The sequence below is a fragment of the Carboxylicivirga caseinilyticus genome, assembly GCF_050589785.1.
Classification (GTDB): domain Bacteria; phylum Bacteroidota; class Bacteroidia; order Bacteroidales; family Marinilabiliaceae; genus Carboxylicivirga; species Carboxylicivirga caseinilyticus.
On record NZ_JBNGOX010000052.1, the window covers coordinates 21,272 to 39,800 of the forward strand.

An 18,529-nucleotide genomic window follows, 5' to 3' on the forward strand; every position below is an offset into this window, starting at 1 on the left:
CTTGCCACTATTGGCAGGTCTTTCTTGTTTTGCTCAGAATGAATGACCATTAATACCAACTCAAGATACTTTCAGAGACTTATATATCTCTGGTTTTTTAGAACAATTACTATTACGTATTTATACTACCTTAACTACGTACTTACACCCAAAATACGCTATATATCAACATTTTAATACTCAATTAATTGTTGAGAATATTATCAGATTGTACTTTTCGAACACATTTTTTTAAATACAAACCGTGTTTTGATGCTTACACAAGAAGGATCAATTCGAAAACGAAAATGATGAAAAGAACAACACTATTAATATGCTTACTATTGTTAGCTTGTATTTTTCCTTTATTTGCTCAAACAAATATTGTGGGCAAAATTTATGATGAAAGCACATCTGATCCACTAATTGGAGCTGCTATTCAAATCAAAGATTCACAAACAGGAACAATTACTAACGAATATGGCGAATTTACACTTGAAACTGATAAGGCATTACCTGTAACACTGGTACTGTCTTATCTGGGATATACTACTAACGAGATTGAAATTAACACTGGTGATGCACAAGTGATCTATTTAAAATCGAGCAGCACCTCATTAAACGAATTCACGGTAACATCACGAAGAAGGCAGGAAGAACTTCAAAAAGTTCCAATTCCTATTGCTGTTATAGGTGTTAAGGAAATAGGTAATTCAGTCTCTTTTAATGTAAACAGGATTAAAGAACTGGTTCCATCTGTCCAGCTCTATTCATCCAATCCACGAAATACTACTTTAAACATCAGAGGACTGGGATCAACCTTTGGTTTAACAAATGATGGTATTGATCCCGGCGTTGGTTTTTATGTTGACGGGGTATATTATGCCCGCCCTGCTGCAACCACTTTAGACTTTATCGATGTTAAGCAGATTGAAGTAATAAGAGGACAGCAAGGAACTTTATTTGGAAAAAATACAACAGCAGGGACGTTTAATATTACAAGTAAACTTCCTTCTTTTGAAAACGCGGCAACATTTGAACAATCTTTTGGTAATTATGGATTCATACAAACTAAAAGCTCGGTAACCGGCCCTATAATTAAAGATTTACTGGCTATGAGAATATCATTTAGCGGAACACAACGCGATGGTACAATCTACAATACTGCAACAGAAAAATTCACCAACACACTTAATAACCAAGGAGTAAGATGTCAGTTTTTATATATACCACAAGATAAGTTCAAGATGATTTTTTCTGCAGATTTTACCCGTCAACGACCCGATGGATACGCACAGGTATTTGCAGGTGTTGCTCCAACACAACGAGCTGAATTCAGACAATTCGAAAACATTATTGCAGATTTGAACTACCATCTTCCAAGTCAAAACCCATTCGACAGAATAATCGACCATGATACTCCCTGGAGTTCCAACCAGGATATGGGTGGTATTACATTCAATATTGACCGGGAATTTACCCGTGGAACATTAACTGCAACAACTGCCTGGAGATACTGGCACTGGGATCCATCCAATGACAGGGATTTTACCGGTTTATCGGCTATAGCAAGATCTCAGGCGCCCTCTTTTCACAATCAATATTCCCAGGAAATTAGATATGCAGGTGATTTCAACAATAATATCAGTGGAGTTATCGGGCTTTTTGCATTCTATCAACAACTGCGAGCGGATGGAGCACATATATTGGAAGCAGGTTCGGATCAATGGCGATTTGTCCAGGATACCCAAGACCCATTATGGCAAACACCCGGTTTATTAGATGGATACACACAAGAAACCAAACCCGGTTTTAATAATTTCAGTGGAGCTTTATTTGGACAACTGGAATGGAACATCACTGAAAAACTAAGTATCTTACCTGGACTTAGATTAAACTATGATATGAAAGAAGTGGATTTTGAAAGAACAGTAAGCGGTGGTTTAGAAACCGATAATCCTGATTTAATCAAATTACAGCGAAAAGTATTTAAACCACTTTCATTTCAAACTAATACTGATGACTGGAATCTATCCGGTAACCTTACTCTGAAACATCAACTTTTGCCTTCAACCAATCTGTTTGGAACCTATTCGTTAGGATTTAAACCTGTTGGTTTAAATCTGGGTGGAATTCCTTCTGAAAACGGAGAACCAATGCTGGAATTAGCTGTCATTAAGCCTGAAAAGGTTAATCATTTTGAATTAGGTATCAAATCGAATCCAATAAAAGGTATCGACCTTAATATAACAGTTTACTCAACCCATATAAATAATTATCAAACCAATGTGCGTTCAGCTGAACTAGGTGTTTCGAGAGGTTATTTGGCCAATGCTGAAAAAGTACAGGTGGATGGTGTTGAAATCGAAATGTATTACAGCAGCAGTAGTTTCTACCGAATAAACTCATCACTCAGTTATAATGATGGCAGATATATATCTTTTAAAAATGCACCCGTACCACTTGAAGAAACCGGAGGTGCAGATTATAAGGATATTTCAGGTGAGACTCTCCCTGGTATTTCAAATTGGGCAACGACAGTAAATATGGAACTTTTTAAGACTGGCAGGTTCATGACGAAGAACGGAGAATACTTCTTCGGAGCTGATATTTTTTACCGATCATCCTTTTCATCCAGTCCTTCAGCTTCGAAGTATTTGAATATTGATGGATATTCACTCATAAACAGTCGTATCGGATTCAGATCAAGCAAAGGATTAACCACTTTTATATGGGGGCGGAATATCTTTGATACCAACTATTTTGAACAGCTTTTACCTGCTGGTGGAAATGCCGGACATTATGCCGCTGTACTTGGAGATCCCAGAACTTATGGTATAACTTTAAGATATTCATTTAATTAAAGCAATAAACATTGATGCAAAAAGAAAAGATCTGGAATTGCAGATCTTTTCTAAACACAATATCAAACTATTATTAACTCGCAAAAACTTCTTTATACAACTGACTAAAAATATGTTCTGCTGTTTCACCTCGACATATTGGAACCAAATGAGAAGGAAATGAACCATAAAACTCAAAGAAATGCTTAATGGTTGTTGGTGAGGTAAAAACAACACCTGTAAATTCATCCAGATTATGTCTTACTGCATTTTCGGGAATCATATTCTCATATAAACAAAGTTCCTTTACTTTATTACCCAGTAATCTTAACCCCTCAGGCAACTTCTCAAATCGTTGAACCGAACAAGGCAACAAAATCCGTTCTCCTCTCACCTCATCATTCTCAAAAACCTTTAACATGGCCGCAATATTATTTTGTGAAGTCTCCGGAGGAATTCGAAGTCCATATTTCTTTAATTTGGCTGAGGTAGAACGACCGATAGATGAAATTTTAAGTCCATGCAAAGCTCTGGCATCCAATCCCAGATTATATAAAGCTTTAAAAAACTCCTTAACAGCAAAAGGACTCGCAAAAATCAACCGGTCAAATGTGTTGAGATTTTTTAGTAAATCAATTTCACAATGATTAGGTTCTATTGATTTGATGTCAATCATCGGATTATGAACAACCATACCTCCATCCTTATAATCATTTACATCAGAACCGGTATACAGCCATTTCTGACCAAGAGATTTCACATTTTCAGTTGCTGTATGTCCAACAATCACCAGGCAAGGTGCAGGTAGCAATTCTTCTTCACGCTGCAACTGATCAAGTGTATATCGTTTAATTTCTTTTGCTGGCAAAGATGCATTTCGTATGGCTGCCACAGGAATATTAGCAGGCCAACCTTCCTTAATCAACCTTTTCGCCCATTTCTTTTGTTGTGACGCCGCCATATAAAACACCAATGTATCAGCGTGCGGCAGGTTATTATGTAAGGCATCATGTCCTAAAGCAAATGCCACCGACGTACTTAATCCTCTTGATGTAAGAGGAATAACACCATCTGCCGCTGCTGCCAATGCAGCAGTAATGCCCGGCACTATTTCAGCTTCAATAAATCGTTGATCTAAATAATGATATTCTTCTCCACCTCTTCCAAAAATAAGCGGATCACCACCTTTTATACGTACCACTTTATTTCCGCTAATCGCAGCCTGATAAAGTAGTTCGTTTATATTTTCCTGTCGTGCACTATGCTGACCTTTGCGTTTACCGACATAACGTTTTTCACCCTTAAACTGATCTAAATAAGTCTGGTCAATCAGATCATCATAGAATATTACATCAGCTTCCTGTAATAAACGATGAGCTTTAATAGTAAGTAGCTCCGGATTACCCGGACCAAATCCTACAATATGAACCTGACCATATTTTCGACGCTGATCAATTGACCAAAAATCGAACTGCAATTCCTTTAGCGAAATAAGAACCAACGTCTCTTTCTCAGGTCCGTTTAATACAGCCTGTATTTTTACCCCCTCGGGCAAAGTCACATCAATCTTATCCCGTTGAACTAAAACCAAATCAACATCTCCCATGTACAACATCATCAGCTCTTCTGTTCCCAAACGCTTTTTGGCATTGGCAAAATTCCACTGAAGTTTAGTCTGAGCAGGCAATGCTGATTCAATCTCAGGCAAAACATTATCCAAAACCGGCTCATAGCTTTTTAAAATGACTTCGTACATAATATGAATGGTTTTAATGGTTACTAATTAAAAACGAGACTCTTCTTTAGACTTTACTTCCGGAAGTTCTCCATTCTCTCCTAATTCTCTTATTTTATTTCTCCAGTTAATAGCTGCATAAACATTTTCACCATTTGAACTGACAGCTACCGTCATTTGATCTTTCTTATAGATGGCAGGTGAAATAAAATCGCAGTTGGAAGGTTTATCAACAACATTTACCAGACATCTGTAATTTAAAGCATCAGCCCTTATCTGACTATTGAGTTCGTGGTTATTGGTTGCTGCATATACCAATAGATGACCTTTTAAATCGGCAGGTTCGTAAGCTTTTTCAACGATCTCGATAAATCCTCTTTCCCTGATTTCATCAACAACATCTAACGCAATTATTTTAATATTATGTGTAAACTTTTCGAGAGATTCTATTTTGTGGATAGCCACTTTTCCTCCTCCAATTATTAAAATGGACTCTCTTTCTATGTCAATTGCAACCGGTAAAAAATTCATATCTCAATACATTAAATAATTTCTAAATCTGATATTCCGGATCTGCCATCTTTTCTCGTCCCAGCTTAATTCTGTTCCATACACGCTCGTGTAAATAATAAAGCAACAGTTTAGTAAAAACCTCTACACCACTTATGGAAGCTGCAATTCCCACTTTCCCTGTTATCAGGTACGAAACCAGAAAAGTATCTATCGTTCCGGTTATTCGCCATGAGATAGTTTTAACAATGCTCCTGTATCTTTTTTCCTTCATAGCTGCAGATTATTTTACCACTTTTATCTCATTAGCCGGACTAATTATCTTTTTTCGAATGACAAAATCTCCGAAGCGTTCTCCGCTTAATCTTTCCTCAGAATATTGTTTGAACAATGGTTCCAACAAGCTTAAGATTTCATCTTCATCAACCATCTCTTTGTAAAGAGTATTCAATCGATTTCCTGAGAAACCAGCTCCCAGATACAAGTTATACCTTCCAGGTGCTCGTCCTACCAATCCAATCTCACCTAAAAACGGACGGCCACATCCATTTGGACAACCAGTCATTCGAATAAGAATATCATCATTCGTTAGCCCGGTTTTCGCAAGAAGCAAATCCAGTTTATCAATGAGCTTTGGCAAGTAACGCTCTGCCTCAGCAAAAGCCATGGTACAGGTATTTAGTGCTACACAAGCAATGGCATTCTTTCGTAAACCACTCAATTTTTCTCCTTCTCCAATCCCGTATTCCACTAAAATGGTTTGAATCTTTTCTTTCTTACTTTCTGCTATATTGCCCAAAACCAACCCCTGGTTTCCAGTTAAACGAAAATCACAGGCATGTAATTCAGCCACTTTTCGTAATCCTTCCTTTAATTTTAAGGTTTCGGTATCTTTTATTCTGCCATGCTCAATAAACAAACCTGTAAACCACTTACCATCGGCAGCTTTTTTCCATCCAAAAACATCACCATTACTCTCAAAATGATACGGTTTTGATGCTTCCAGCTCAAACCCCAATCGTGTTTCTAAAACATTTACAAAAGCATCAATACCAATTCGATCAATTGTATACTTCAAACGGGCCAGTTTACGATTTTCACGATTGCCAAAATCACGTTGCACCTTAACGATTTCCTCAACCACATCCAGAGCTTTATCCTTCGTTACAAAACCAATAACATCAGCCAAACGAGGATAGGTTTCGGCAAGACCGTATGTTTTACCCATTCCACCGCCAACTGCTACATTATATCCAATTAACTGATCCTTTTCAACAATGGCTATTAATCCTATATCATTGGCAAAAACATCGGTATCGTTATAGGGCGGAACAGCTATGGCAATTTTAAATTTACGCGGCAAATAAGTTTTTCCATAAATTGGCTCCTCATCCTGCTCACCTCCGGCTATTAATTTCTGATTCAACCATATCTCGTGATATGCAGTTGTTTTGGGCAACAAATGGTCACTGATAGTATTGGCAAATGCTGCCAGTTCAACAACAACAGGAGATAAGCCTTCATTAGAAGTACTCATCACATTTCGGTTCACATCGCCACAGGCAGCAATACTGTCGAGCAAAGCATCATTGATACCTTTCATTGTCTGACGAAGATTTCGTTTAATGATACCATGTAATTGAAAAGCCTGGCGTGTTGTTAACTTCAATGTACCATTACCATATTGATCTGATAATTTATCAAAGGCAATCCATTGCTGTGATGATGAAACGCCAGCCGGCATACGTGCCCTGATCATAAAACTGTATAATGGCTCAAGCTTTTGACGCTTTCGTTCATCATCCAGATCTCTATCTGTTTGCTGATAACTACCATGAAACTTGATCAGTTGGGTATCATCCGGAGCAATGGCTCCTGTTATAGAATCATCAAGGCTTTCAACTAATGTTCCTCTCAGATAATTACTTTTAATTTTAATATGCTCAACCTCCGATGGTTTCCATTGCTGCGGTTGGGGTATATTTTTAATTTTGGTCATGATTTATATTTAAGTGTGGTAAATGAGGTTAGTAAACATCCTCCTGATAACGATTCAACTTTCGTAATTCAAATAGTTTCTCTTCTGCCTGCTCTTTATTCAATCCACCTTCATTTTGAAGAATCTCGAGGAAAGCATTTCTAACGTCTTTTGCCATATTGTTTTTATCACCACACACATAAATGTAGGCTCCATCCTCTAACCACTTATATACTTCTTTGCTTTTCTGAAGTAATCGATGCTGAACATATACTTTCTCTTCCTGATCGCGTGAGAATGCCACATCAATTTTATTAATCACACCGTTTGACCGATGTTTTAACCATTCTGCCTGATACAGAAAATCAGTTTCAAAATGTTGATCTCCATAAATCAACCAGTTTTTACCCTCAGCACTTTGCTCAGCCCGTTCCTGAATAAATGATCTGAATGGAGCAATGCCTGTTCCGGGGCCAATCATTATTATTGATTTATCCTGTTCAGGTAACTTAAAACCTTCATTTCTTTTTACCCTTACTCCCACTTTCTCTTCCACTTCGATACGATCGGCCAAAAACACAGAACAAGCTCCTTCATGCAACCTGTCATTTTTTTCATAACGAACAGCTCCCACAGTTATATGCACTTCATCACCAACCTCCGATTGAGCTGAAGAAATAGAATAAGCCCGTGGCATAAAAGATCGAAGAGAGTCGACCAAATGCTGAGCATTCAGTTTGAAATCATAATCAGTTATCACATCAAACAAATCGCGACCTTCGAGATAAACATCCAATTCATCAATGTTATCAAGTAAAGTATCAAGGTCTGATTCATTCACATAAGCCGATAACTTTTTAATAACGGGCAATGTCACAACTGTTATTTCTCGATGGTATTTTAATGCATCAGCCAATGATACCGTTTCATCCTTTATTTGAACTTGCTGCTTTTTATCAAGGCTAAGCTTGGTAATAATCTGATTAACCAGCTCTTCATTATTAATGGCAAAAACTTCCAAAGCATCACCTGGTTCATATTCCAATCCCGAATCTTCCAATGAAAGCTCTATGTGATAGGTTTCTTTCTTTGATCCTCGGCCATTTAGATTCACCTTGTCAAGCACTTCAGCCTGATGAATTTTATTAGCTGTAGATACAATTGTACTTTTTGAAGAAATCTGAGGTTTAGAAACGGTATTTATTGACCCAAACAAATCCAAAGTACCGGCAACAACAGTCTCAAGCTGATCCAAAAAATCAACATCAAGTAAAACTGCTTCGGCCAATGCTTTAGCTCCTCTTGAAATGAGTCGGTCATGAAAATCGAGACCCGTCTGACAGAACTTTTTATAACTACTGTCTCCAAGAGCAATCACTGCAAAATTAACACCTGATAAATCGCCAGCTCTTTTTGTATCCAGAACCTTGTATAATTCTTCAGCTGCTGCAGGAGGTTCTCCTTCACCGTGTGTAGAAACAACAATTATTACATTTGATTCATCTTTCAGTTTCTTCACTTTGTAATCAAGCATATTACTCACCTCGACTTTCACCCCAATTAAACTTGCTTGATTTTGTATTGCATTTGCAACAATATTTGAATTTCCCGAGTGTGATCCCACAAGGATAGTTAAGGTAGATTCAGCAATTGATTGTGTTACATCAACAATGGTTCCTTCATTTTGAAGTCCAATACCAGATAAGTATCCTCCTAACCAAATCAACTGATCTTTTGATAACTCTTTAACCAGTTCATCTGCCTTCCCCAATAATTCGACTGGCAAAACATTGCTACCTGCTATATTTGACATTTACTTATAATTTAGATAATACAATCCCATGACGATAACTCGTCGACAAAAAAATTTTAGAAGTAAAGAGCAAACCGACTTGTTTGCAAATGGATTATGAAGCCCCTCAGGGCATTCGTTTGGAGAGAGCAGAAATGGATATAATCGAACTATTCATAACGGTGTATTTATGGTTAATGAATGCTATTCAAAGGACATTTGTAATGTGGTTAAAAAATGCCCTTTGAATCTGATATCCTTAATCGATATTAAATGTGCTCAAATAGCGTTCGCCTGTATCCGGTAGTACAACTACAACTCTTTTACCAGCATTCTCAGGACGTTTTGCAACCTCTAATGCAGCCCAAAGAGCAGCACCTGAAGAATATCCACAAAGAATACCTTCGCATACCGCAGCATGATGTGCTGTTTCAATGGCATCCTCATTTGATACACGAATCACTTCGTCATAAACTTCGGTATTTAAAACACCCGGAACAAAACCCGCTCCAATACCCTGAATTTTATGCGGTCCAGGATTTCCACCCGATAAAACAGGTGAAGATTCTGGCTCAACAGCCACCACTTTTACGTTCGGATTCTTCTGTTTTAAAACTTCGCCAACACCGGTAATCGTACCTCCTGTTCCGATACCTGCAACAAAAATATCAACTTTACCATCCGTATCATTCCAAATTTCCAAGGCAGTTGTATTTCTGTGAACCTCAGGATTGGCAGCATTATTAAACTGCTGAGGAATAAATGCTTTAGGCAACTCTTCAGATAATTCATTTGCCTTTTCAATGGCTCCCTTCATGCCTTTTTCAGCTGGTGTAAGAACCAGCTCAGCACCAAATTTTTTCAGCAACTTTCTACGTTCGATACTCATGCTTTCGGGCATTGTAAGAATCAGGCGGTAACCCTTCACAGCTGCTACAAAAGCCAAACCTACTCCAGTATTTCCACTGGTTGGTTCAACCAATACTGTGTCTTTATCTATCTTTCCGTTTTTCTCGGCATCAGTTATCATTGCAAATGCAATACGATCTTTTACCGAACTTGCCGGATTAAAAAATTCCAACTTGGCAACTACCTCTGCTGAAGCTCCTTCAGCTAACTTATTTACTTTTACCAACGGTGTGTTACCTATCAAGGCGGTAACGTTTTCAGCTATTTTGCTCATGGTTTTAATATTTTATGGTTATCACTTTTTTTTAGATATAATACATGATGTGATCATTTTCTTCTTTATAGTGCGCCTTTAGCTTATCAAGCGTAAAAGTTTTCAAAACCTCATCATATTCGTCCTTGACTTCCTGGAGAAATATAGCCGAAGCTATATTGGCATTATTTCCTTCTTTTTCTATAGGCTTTTCCATTTTCTCATCCAAAACACTCATTAAATCATACAGTGTAATATCCTTTAATGGCCTCGCCAAAAAATAACCTCCTCCGGCTCCTCTTTTAACATCAACAACTCCTTTCTTGCGAAGGATAACTGCAATAGCCTCAAGGAATTTCAACGGCAGATCTTCATTCTCAGCTATCTCCGCCACTCCTCTCAGTCTACCTTCAGGCAGAATTGCTAGAGCCAGAACAAATCTTAATCCATAATATACCTTCTTTGGAAACATATCCTACTTATTTACTATTTACATAGGCAAATATCAATCAAAGTCTTATAAAAAACAAATGATTAATCCGGTATTAATCCTATTTTTACAATAGGATATAACACAAGACTTTAATTTTCAAATAAATAAATATTTTTCATCAATGAATTTTAATCATATGCTATTGATATGATTAAGTAAATTAAGATCAAAGAAATTAAAAAGCTTCCCGAATCGTAAAGAATACCCCACTCTCATTATGGTTTGAGAAACCATAATCCATTCTAAAATTCAAACCATCCTTTGGTAAAGCCTGAAAACGCAACCCAAAACCCGCAACAGCATGAAGATCGGAAAACCAGGAGGAACTAAAATCAGGCATCACCTTACCTAAACCACCAAAACCTACAGCACCAATACGCCACCAAACTTTCTGACGCCATTCAAACTGAGTAAACCAGCTTGCTTTATCAATATATTTATAGGGATGAGGAATTCCGCGGAGATTATACTTACCTCCAACAGATGGCAATTTGTAAAAAGGTACATTTCCTGAAGAAGAATTCAAGACCAGCTGAGCTGCCAGAATATTATTCTCTTTTAGAATAGGAAAATAACGTCGAATATCAATTAAACTCAAATTAAAATCAAAGTCACTTCCCAAATAATTATTATAAAAAAGAGTCGATCCTGTAATTAACCATCCTTTTTCAGGATACAATACATCATTTCGATTATCGAATATAAACACAGGTCCAATTCCATTAGCCCAACCGCCCTTATATCCTGATATAAGCTCATTCAACAAACCACCTTCAATATTATCATGCCTATTACTGTTAAAATCGAGCCTTAATCCAATAAAAAACTGATCATTTAATCCTTTGGCAATATCTGAAGTAAATACAAATGAATTTAAATCGTATTGAGTAAAAGGTTCCGCTTTTATTCCATTGCCTATTCCAAAGAACTCATCATGCAGAAAAAGATATTGGAGTTTGGAGCTTAACGACCAATTGTTTCTCCAGTATGAAATCAAGTCGAGCTTAACTTCGTACATTCCTTTTGTTGATACCTGAAATGATGACGCCAGAGTAGTTGGGCGATTCATCTCCTTATTCAAAGATCCGATTCGCCAGACTGGCATAACCCCAATTTCAATTCCTGTGCGTGGAGAATAACCTGCTGCTGGATAAACCGAAACCACATGCCTTCCCTTCTCCCATGTAACCGCATCCAACACTTCTTCTGCCAACCCAACGCCCCACTCCAACAGATTTGTCTTAACCGTATCATTCTGCGACCATACATTCTGAAACAGAAGCAATAAAACTGCCAGCCAAATAAATTTGCTTCGATATAATATATTAGAAGTCAAGAGCCTGATTAAAATCTGCAATAATATCTTCAGAATCCTCAATACCAACTGATAAACGAATCATCGTTGATCGGATTCCCATTTCTCTCTTCTCTTCATCGGTAAACTCAGCATATATAGTAGATGCCGGATGAATGGCTAATGTTTTATTATCATTCAGATTGGTTGCTCTACGTATCAATTGCAATCGATTATAAAACTGAAAACACGCCTCCTGCGATTCCAAATCAAATGTCATCACAGCTCCAGGCTTACCCTCAAACTGCTTAACTGCCAAATCATAACCTTCATGGGTGTCTGATCCGGGATATCGATATGATTTTATTTTGGAATGACTCTCAAAATACTCAGCCAGAGCCCTACAATTTTCAACACATTTATTTACCCTTAAAGCCATAATATCGAGACCCATATTCATATAATGAGCCGTATGAGCAGTCATGGTACCTCCAAGGTGCCTGAAGATCTCCTTGCGTATCCGGGCAACAAGAGCATTCTGACCAAATTTAGCTGACCACTCCTTCAAGGCAGGTAATTTACTCCAATCAAAAGTACCATTATCAATCACCACCCCTCCAAATGCAGCAGCACCTCCCGAAATAAACTTAGTCGTTGACATAACCTCAATATCAACCCCAAATCTCTTAGATTCAAAAACATAGGGTGGTGTAATAGTACTATCTACCACAACAACAACATTGTTCTGAATAGCAAGCTGCGATATCTTCTCAATATCAACAATCTCAAGTTGAGGATTGGTTATCGTTTCGAAAAAGTAAACTCTGGTCTTCTCATCTGTAGCGTCAGCAACAACTTTTTCATCTGTCATATCTGCAAATCGCACCTCAATCCCTAACGAGGGCAATGTTTGTTTCAGTAAGGCATATGAATGACCAAAAAGATGATTGGATGCAACAATATTACCACCATTCTCAACCAAACCGATAAGCACATTCGATATTGCAGCCATACCTGAAGACAAGGCAACAACAGCATGTGCTCCGGTCACCGATTTCATTTTATGCTCAAAGTATTCAACTGTTGGATTAGATGTTCTTGAGTATGCATGAGCCACCTGCTTTCCTGCAAAGACCTCTTCAATTGTTTCTGCACTATCAAATTCATAAGCAACACCATCATAAACAGGCATATGAAGTGCATTATAAGCATCTTGCTTTGGATAAGGCGTATGTAGTGAACGGGTTACAAAACCCTTTTTATCATTTTTCATTTGAGAAACCTAAGTAATTTGTTTTGTCAGTAACAAAAGTAGTGATTCTAAGGAATCATACTATTAACGCAATGCTTTAACTTGAGCTGGAGTAATCATTTCACCTTCATTACCAAAGTTGGAACGCAGATAATTTAAAACCGAAGCAATTTCTGCATCTGATAAATTTCGATAACTAGCCATCACCCCATTATATTTAATTCCATCCACCTCAATTTCACCAGACATACCATTCAGAACTATTTTAATTAGATTATCCTTATCACCTGATATAACACTATTTTTTGATAGCGGTGGATACATCTTTGGTATACCCCCTGCATCCTTCTGATGACAAGACATACAATGTTTTTTATACGACAACTCTCCGTTATCATTAGTATTTAGCAAAGCAGACTCAGTTTGGTTACTAGCTACATTTAACTGAGCTCCATTATTCTTAGACTGCCCGCAACCCACCAAGCTTATAACAACAAATAAAAACACAAATTTGAATAAGTTATTCCAATTCATAATTTACTTTTAAATGATTCACTTAAATAAAAAGAGTTTATTCATCTTAATCATTGCAACAATTAAAACAATAAAACGTTCCATTCAAACATAAAAATATCCATATAATCACTCTTTTGAAACCAAGCAAACGCACAAACGTTATTAACCCGACAATAGACATGCAAAAAATAAAAATTGTAAACATTCTTTTTAGTACTTTTGCAGGTCAGACAACAAGCACGCAACAAAAAACTGAGGATATATGATCATTTACCTTAGATTATTATCAGACGAGAAGGACGATTTTGTGAAGGAGATTGCTGTTGATGACAAACTCACATTTGCTGATCTCCATAATTTTATACAGGAATTACTAAAATACGACGCTACACAGATGGCCTCGTTTTTTACGACCGACAAAGAGTGGAATAAGGAAACTGAAATTACCCTCTTTGACATGGCTGATATTGACTCGGCCAACTTAAGAACAATGCAGGACACCATGCTGACTGAATATATTTATGAAGTTGGTCAGCGAATGCTTTACGTATTTGATTTTTTCTCAGAACGCGCTTTTTTCATTGAAGTGGTTAATACCGCTGATGGCGATCTTGAAAAACCAATGTGCTATAGAAATGACGGTGAAGCTCCTGAACAAATCCAAATGGGCGATTTAACCGGAAATATAAGAAAAGAGCAAATAAATTTTCATGAAGATGAGTTTGATGGCTCAATCGATTCGTTGGATTTTTCGTCATTGGACGACTTAGATTTCGAAAGTGAAGATTCTGATTACTATTAACATTTGCCTGCCGAAATGACAAAACACCTGGTGGTATTGGTTGGACCAACCGGAATTGGAAAGACTGATACCAGTTTAAAAATTGCAAAACATTTCAACACTGAGATTATATCAGCTGACAGTCGTCAGATTTACAAAGATCTTAAAATTGGAACTGCTGCTCCCACCAAAGAACAATTAGCTGTTGTTCCACACCACATGGTAGGCACACATTCTGTAAGCGACTATTACAATGCATGGCAATTTGAACAGGATGTATTGAAACTTTCTGAAGAACTATTCCAAAAACACAACACACTTGTCTTAACAGGTGGTTCGATGATGTATATTGATGCTGTTTGTAAAGGTATCGATGACCTGCCCACCATCGACCCTGAACTTCGTCAGGAAGTAATGGACCTGTACGAAAAAGAAGGCCTGGATGCCATCAGAAGACAATTAAAAATGCTCGATCCTGACTTTTACAACGAAGTTGATCTGAAAAATCACAAACGTGTTATGCATGCCGTTGAAGTTTGCCTGATGACCGGAAAACCATACAGCGCACTACGTACGAACTCCACACGTCAACGCCCCTTTAACATCATCAGAATTGGGCTCGACATGGATCGTGATGAACTATACAACAGAATCAATCATCGCGTCGACATGATGATAAAGGATGGCCTCTTTGATGAAGCCCGTCAATTCTACCATCTTAAAAACGAAAATGCCTTGAACACAGTAGGCTACAAAGAAATTTTTGCCCATTGGGACGGAGAATACGATGCTCAGACAGCTATCGAACTGATCAAAAGAAATTCCAGGCGATATGCAAAACGACAGCTATCATGGTTTCTCCGTGACAAAGAAATGCACTGGTTTCACCCCAAAGATGCTGATGAAATTATTACATTTGTAGAACAACAAATTTTTGTTTAACCCACCGGGCCAATTACGCATAGCCTTGCTCGCGGTTTACATTTTCAGGCCCGGTGTTTTTCTTTCTTTAAATGGTCTATCATAAACCTTTTAACCTTCGAGTATATGGACTTTTAATAAATCCTAGCAACGAAGTTTTACTCACAGATGAGCACCGCATGGGTATGTATATGTGCAAATTTCCGGGAGGAGGATTAGAATATGGAGAAGGAACCATTGATTGTCTGAAACGCGAATTCGATGAAGAACTGGGTATAGCGATTGAAATCAAAAAGCATTTTTATACCACCGATTACTTTCAGAAGGCTCTGTTTTTTGAGAATACTCAATTAATCAGCATCTATTATCTCGTTGAATCTGATCAATGGAAAGAAATTAAAACATCTGATAAACCCTTTGATATAAAAGATATAGAAGGGGAACAAAGTTTTAGATGGAAAAATATTGATCAATTAAAAGCTGAAGAACTAACTTTCGCAATTGACAAAAAAGTAGCTGTGATGCTAAAAGAATTATAAAGTTGCCTCAACTACTAAATGAAAGGTTTCCTCATTCCATTCAGATCGATCAAAGCCTCCATAGAATTCAACTCTTGAGAACAAATCTTTTAGTGGTTTTTCCAGCCAGCTTTTTAACAACGGAAGTAATTCAACCTGATTTTCAGTTATCGTATTTCCTTTAAAACTTAAAGTTGTATTAAAGGTTATCTTTCCATCACGACGGTGGATATAATCTCTTTTAAAACTCAGATCACCTGATTCAATCATCGGCAAATGATCAACATTCTGACTTAACACCCTATCGTAATTAACGATCTGGAAAATAAACTTTCCACCGGGTTTCAGTTTATTTTTAACATTCCAGAATAACTTCAGCACATCAGCCTGTTCATCCAGATGAACCATAGTATTTCCCAAACACAAAATACTATCAAAAAGCATTGATGGATAATCATCCAAAAAAGTACGCAGATCTCCTTTACGAAATTGCAAATCCAGGGCTTGCGGACGCTTTTCTTCCGCCTTGGCAATCATCTTCTCGTCAAAATCAAAAGCTCTTACTTTTGCACTTCTCCGAGCCATTGCAATCGCCAAAGAACCGGTTCCACAACCCATATCAAGAATAGATTTTTGAGCTAATTTACCACTAACTGCTTTCTCTACAAATAAAAGCTGCTTCTCATTAAAGGGAAACAGCTGATCATACATCTCGGATATGTTACTATAAAACTCCATTAATCGATCGTTTCTGATATATGGTATTTATTTCGTTCTGATCCATTACGAGAAACCAACTCAGCAAGAAAACCAGCCAAAAAAAGTTGCGTTCCTAATAGCATTGAAGTTAATGCAATATAAAAGTATGGACTCTCAGTAACCAATGGAGCCGATATATTGTGATAAACAGCCCAAAGTTTTCGAACCCCTAACCAAAGTGCAGAACCAAAACCCACGGCAAACATTAAAGTACCCAAGGTTCCAAAAAGATGCATTGGTCGCTTACCAAACTTAGAGATAAATGTTACTGACAGCAGATCCAGAAATCCTTTAACCGTTCGCTCTATACCAAACTTGGAAACTCCATATTTGCGTTCCTGATGCTGCACTACTTTCTCGCCAATCTTTGAAAAACCAGCCTGTTTTGCAATCAAAGGAATATAGCGGTGCATCTCACCATAAACCTCAATACTTTTAATTACTTCTTTTCGATAAGCCTTTAAGCCACAATTAAAATCATGCAGTTTAATACCGGAAACCATGCGAACGGTTCTATTAAACAGCTTACTCGGTAAGGTTTTGCCAATTGGATCAAATCTTTTCTTTTTCCATCCACTTACCAGATCATAACCTCCCTCTTTCACCAAACGAACCAGTTCCGGTATTTCATCAGGGCTATCCTGAAGATCAGCATCCATGGTTATCACCACATTACCTTCAGCAGCATCAAAGCCACAATAAAGAGCTGCTGACTTTCCATAGTTCCTTCTAAAGCGGATGCCTCGTACCATTGGATTCGACTCCTTCAACTCTTCCACTACCTTCCATGAAGTATCTGAACTTCCATCATCTACAAACAATACTTCATAAGAAAGATCCAACGAGTCAACTACTCGTCGGATCCAGCTTAATAATTCGTTTAACGATTCTTCCTCGTTATATAATGGTACAATTATCGATAAATCCATATTCTCTATTCAGCCTGTGCTTCTTCAAACATTGGTTTGTCTTTTTTGAAGATGGCAGCTAAGATAAGAGAAATAATTACGCCTCCAATAGCAGATCCAACTACACCAAAAAGAGCAAGTGCTGTTGGACTCATCATTTTTCTCATCATTCCTTCCACCATATCCAAATTCTGCTCAACCTCTGGATTCTTAGCAATGGCTTCCTCTATAGCCATATTAAAAAGTTGATCCGGGATAGATGGATCAATAACAGTCATTAAAATGTAGGAAAAGATAGAACCTAATATTCCACCAATCAAGGCTGTCATAAACCCAAGACCAACACCTGTTCCGTAGCTCATATAACCACCATTAACTTTATCTCTATACGTTAACATAGCCCATATTAAAATACCAATTGTTATAAGGTAAGAAACATAACTTAGTGGTTTATTACCAATCATACCGGCAACATAGATAATAACCGAATAAAGAATTGAGATCACACCTAAATAAATTCCGTAAGTCAAAGCAGTTTTCGACCAAGGTGCATTTGTTTTTTCCATAATCAGGGTTTTTAAAATTTATAATTCAACTAAATTACAAAATCCACTTGAAACAGCCTTCATTTGGTTAAAGAATAAGTCTGAATGAAAAAAGATGTAAAATTTTGTTTTTCATTTTCACCATTTTACAGAAACAAGACAAAAAAAGTAGTGCATATTATTTGCAGGAATTGAGTTTTGTTTTACTTTTGCATCCGCAATCACAAACACGGGTAAGTCTCATACGACTAGCTCCTGTTGAATTCCCCCAGGGCTTGACGGCAGCAAGGGTAGACGGTTGTAGCAGTGCGATGTGGGTAGCTTACCCACCCTGCCGGTGTAGCTCAGCTGGCTAGAGCAGCTGATTTGTAATCAGCAGGTCGGGGGTTCGAGTCCCTCCACCGGCTCCGATAAGTAACCAAAGGGTTACCGGAAAATTTTAAAATATTGAATGCAATTGGGGAGATACCAAAGTGGCCAACTGGGGCGGACTGTAACTCCGCTGACTTATGTCTTCGTAGGTTCGAATCCTGCTCTCCCCAC

General features: G+C 37.6%; 17 protein-coding genes and 2 tRNA genes. 6 read left to right on the forward strand and 13 right to left on the reverse strand.

Annotated features, from left to right (window positions below):
- The first annotated feature begins 365 nt into the window (after nt 1–365).
- Nucleotides 366–2,843: a TonB-dependent receptor gene (locus ACRD62_RS19880; protein ID WP_430821869.1), complete on the forward strand. Its 2,478-nt coding sequence runs from the start codon at nt 366–368 to the stop codon at nt 2,841–2,843.
- A gap of 73 nt (nt 2,844–2,916) precedes the next feature.
- Here ACRD62_RS19880 and cobA read toward each other — a convergent pair whose 3' ends face one another.
- The 10 genes from cobA to ACRD62_RS19930 form a co-directional block, all read right to left on the reverse strand.
- Nucleotides 2,917–4,578, reverse strand: a complete 1,662-nt coding sequence (cobA, locus tag ACRD62_RS19885) for a uroporphyrinogen-III C-methyltransferase (protein ID WP_430821870.1) — start codon at nt 4,576–4,578, stop codon at nt 2,917–2,919.
- Nucleotides 4,579–4,605: 27 nt separating this feature from the next.
- Nucleotides 4,606–5,088, reverse strand: a complete 483-nt coding sequence (locus tag ACRD62_RS19890) for a precorrin-2 dehydrogenase/sirohydrochlorin ferrochelatase family protein (protein WP_430821871.1) — start codon at nt 5,086–5,088, stop codon at nt 4,606–4,608.
- Between the two features lie 22 nt (nt 5,089–5,110).
- Entirely contained in the window at nt 5,111–5,341 is a 231-nt protein-coding gene (locus tag ACRD62_RS19895; RefSeq protein WP_430821872.1) for a DUF2061 domain-containing protein, read from the reverse strand.
- Nucleotides 5,342–5,350: 9 nt separating this feature from the next.
- Nucleotides 5,351–7,066 carry an NADPH-dependent assimilatory sulfite reductase hemoprotein subunit gene (locus tag ACRD62_RS19900; protein ID WP_430821873.1) on the reverse strand — a complete coding sequence of 572 codons (1,716 nt, stop codon included), beginning with the start codon at nt 7,064–7,066 and terminating at the stop codon, nt 5,351–5,353.
- 28 nt (nt 7,067–7,094) lie between these two features.
- On the reverse strand, nt 7,095–8,858 hold the full coding sequence (locus tag ACRD62_RS19905; RefSeq protein ID WP_430821874.1) for a diflavin oxidoreductase: 1,764 nt from the start codon (nt 8,856–8,858) through the stop codon (nt 7,095–7,097).
- A gap of 238 nt (nt 8,859–9,096) precedes the next feature.
- On the reverse strand, nt 9,097–10,020 hold the full coding sequence (cysK, locus tag ACRD62_RS19910; RefSeq protein WP_430821875.1) for a cysteine synthase A: 924 nt from the start codon (nt 10,018–10,020) through the stop codon (nt 9,097–9,099).
- 31 nt (nt 10,021–10,051) lie between these two features.
- On the reverse strand, nt 10,052–10,471 hold the full coding sequence (locus ACRD62_RS19915) for an RrF2 family transcriptional regulator (RefSeq protein ID WP_321408744.1): 420 nt from the start codon (nt 10,469–10,471) through the stop codon (nt 10,052–10,054).
- 196 nt (nt 10,472–10,667) lie between these two features.
- Nucleotides 10,668–11,828: a BamA/TamA family outer membrane protein gene (locus ACRD62_RS19920; protein ID WP_430821876.1), complete on the reverse strand. Its 1,161-nt coding sequence runs from the start codon at nt 11,826–11,828 to the stop codon at nt 10,668–10,670.
- Nucleotides 11,818–13,059 (reverse strand): aminotransferase class V-fold PLP-dependent enzyme, encoded by a 1,242-nt coding sequence (locus ACRD62_RS19925; RefSeq protein WP_430821877.1) that lies wholly within the window; start codon nt 13,057–13,059, stop codon nt 11,818–11,820. The genes ACRD62_RS19920 and ACRD62_RS19925 overlap by 11 nt, the downstream gene beginning before the upstream one ends.
- Nucleotides 13,060–13,122: 63 nt before the next feature.
- Complete coding sequence (locus ACRD62_RS19930; protein ID WP_430821878.1) at nt 13,123–13,572, reverse strand: c-type cytochrome; 450 nt, start codon at nt 13,570–13,572, stop codon at nt 13,123–13,125.
- Nucleotides 13,573–13,816: 244 nt separating this feature from the next.
- Between ACRD62_RS19930 and ACRD62_RS19935 the strand changes: the two genes are divergently transcribed.
- From ACRD62_RS19935 to ACRD62_RS19945, 3 genes are all read left to right on the forward strand, one after another.
- Nucleotides 13,817–14,356, forward strand: a complete 540-nt coding sequence (locus ACRD62_RS19935) for an IS1096 element passenger TnpR family protein (RefSeq protein WP_430821879.1) — start codon at nt 13,817–13,819, stop codon at nt 14,354–14,356.
- A 15-nt stretch (nt 14,357–14,371) separates the two neighbouring features.
- Nucleotides 14,372–15,277, forward strand: a complete 906-nt coding sequence (miaA, locus tag ACRD62_RS19940; protein ID WP_430821881.1) for a tRNA (adenosine(37)-N6)-dimethylallyltransferase MiaA — start codon at nt 14,372–14,374, stop codon at nt 15,275–15,277.
- Nucleotides 15,278–15,348: 71 nt separating this feature from the next.
- A complete protein-coding gene (locus ACRD62_RS19945; protein WP_430821882.1) occupies nt 15,349–15,795 on the forward strand; it encodes an NUDIX hydrolase in 447 nt (148 codons plus the stop codon).
- Here the strand turns inward: ACRD62_RS19945 and ACRD62_RS19950 are convergent.
- The 3 genes from ACRD62_RS19950 to ACRD62_RS19960 are packed head-to-tail and all read right to left on the reverse strand — an operon-like array spanning nt 15,790 to nt 18,007.
- Nucleotides 15,790–16,512, reverse strand: coding sequence for a class I SAM-dependent methyltransferase (locus ACRD62_RS19950; protein WP_430821883.1), 723 nt, complete (start codon nt 16,510–16,512; stop codon nt 15,790–15,792). The two genes, ACRD62_RS19945 and ACRD62_RS19950, sit on opposite strands and share 6 nt — an antisense overlap.
- Nucleotides 16,512–17,462 carry a glycosyltransferase family 2 protein gene (locus ACRD62_RS19955; protein ID WP_430821884.1) on the reverse strand — a complete coding sequence of 317 codons (951 nt, stop codon included), beginning with the start codon at nt 17,460–17,462 and terminating at the stop codon, nt 16,512–16,514. Before ACRD62_RS19955 ends, ACRD62_RS19950 begins: the two co-directional genes overlap by 1 nt.
- A gap of 5 nt (nt 17,463–17,467) precedes the next feature.
- Entirely contained in the window at nt 17,468–18,007 is a 540-nt protein-coding gene (locus ACRD62_RS19960) for a DUF4199 domain-containing protein (protein WP_430821885.1), read from the reverse strand.
- A 312-nt stretch (nt 18,008–18,319) separates the two neighbouring features.
- On the opposite strand from ACRD62_RS19960, the gene ACRD62_RS19965 reads away from it, so the two are divergent.
- Nucleotides 18,320–18,393: transfer RNA gene (locus ACRD62_RS19965), tRNA-Thr, on the forward strand.
- A 52-nt stretch (nt 18,394–18,445) separates the two neighbouring features.
- Nucleotides 18,446–18,528 (forward strand) — tRNA-Tyr (locus tag ACRD62_RS19970).
- Nucleotide 18,529: the final 1 nt, after the last annotated feature.

Coding starts and splice junctions, on each gene's coding strand:
- ACRD62_RS19930 (WP_430821878.1), bottom strand. CDS start 13,572: ATGAATTGGAATAACTTATTCAAATTTGTGTTTTTATTTGTTGTTATA.
- ACRD62_RS19900 (WP_430821873.1), bottom strand. CDS start 7,066: ATGACCAAAATTAAAAATATACCCCAACCGCAGCAATGGAAACCATCG.
- ACRD62_RS19905 (WP_430821874.1), bottom strand. CDS start 8,858: ATGTCAAATATAGCAGGTAGCAATGTTTTGCCAGTCGAATTATTGGGG.
- ACRD62_RS19915 (WP_321408744.1), bottom strand. CDS start 10,471: ATGTTTCCAAAGAAGGTATATTATGGATTAAGATTTGTTCTGGCTCTA.
- cobA (WP_430821870.1), bottom strand. CDS start 4,578: ATGTACGAAGTCATTTTAAAAAGCTATGAGCCGGTTTTGGATAATGTT.
- ACRD62_RS19945 (WP_430821882.1), top strand. CDS start 15,349: ATGGTCTATCATAAACCTTTTAACCTTCGAGTATATGGACTTTTAATA.
- ACRD62_RS19955 (WP_430821884.1), bottom strand. CDS start 17,462: ATGGATTTATCGATAATTGTACCATTATATAACGAGGAAGAATCGTTA.
- ACRD62_RS19925 (WP_430821877.1), bottom strand. CDS start 13,059: ATGAAAAATGATAAAAAGGGTTTTGTAACCCGTTCACTACATACGCCT.
- cysK (WP_430821875.1), bottom strand. CDS start 10,020: ATGAGCAAAATAGCTGAAAACGTTACCGCCTTGATAGGTAACACACCG.
- ACRD62_RS19890 (WP_430821871.1), bottom strand. CDS start 5,088: ATGAATTTTTTACCGGTTGCAATTGACATAGAAAGAGAGTCCATTTTA.
- ACRD62_RS19935 (WP_430821879.1), top strand. CDS start 13,817: ATGATCATTTACCTTAGATTATTATCAGACGAGAAGGACGATTTTGTG.
- ACRD62_RS19960 (WP_430821885.1), bottom strand. CDS start 18,007: ATGGAAAAAACAAATGCACCTTGGTCGAAAACTGCTTTGACTTACGGA.
- ACRD62_RS19950 (WP_430821883.1), bottom strand. CDS start 16,512: ATGGAGTTTTATAGTAACATATCCGAGATGTATGATCAGCTGTTTCCC.
- miaA (WP_430821881.1), top strand. CDS start 14,372: ATGACAAAACACCTGGTGGTATTGGTTGGACCAACCGGAATTGGAAAG.
- ACRD62_RS19895 (WP_430821872.1), bottom strand. CDS start 5,341: ATGAAGGAAAAAAGATACAGGAGCATTGTTAAAACTATCTCATGGCGA.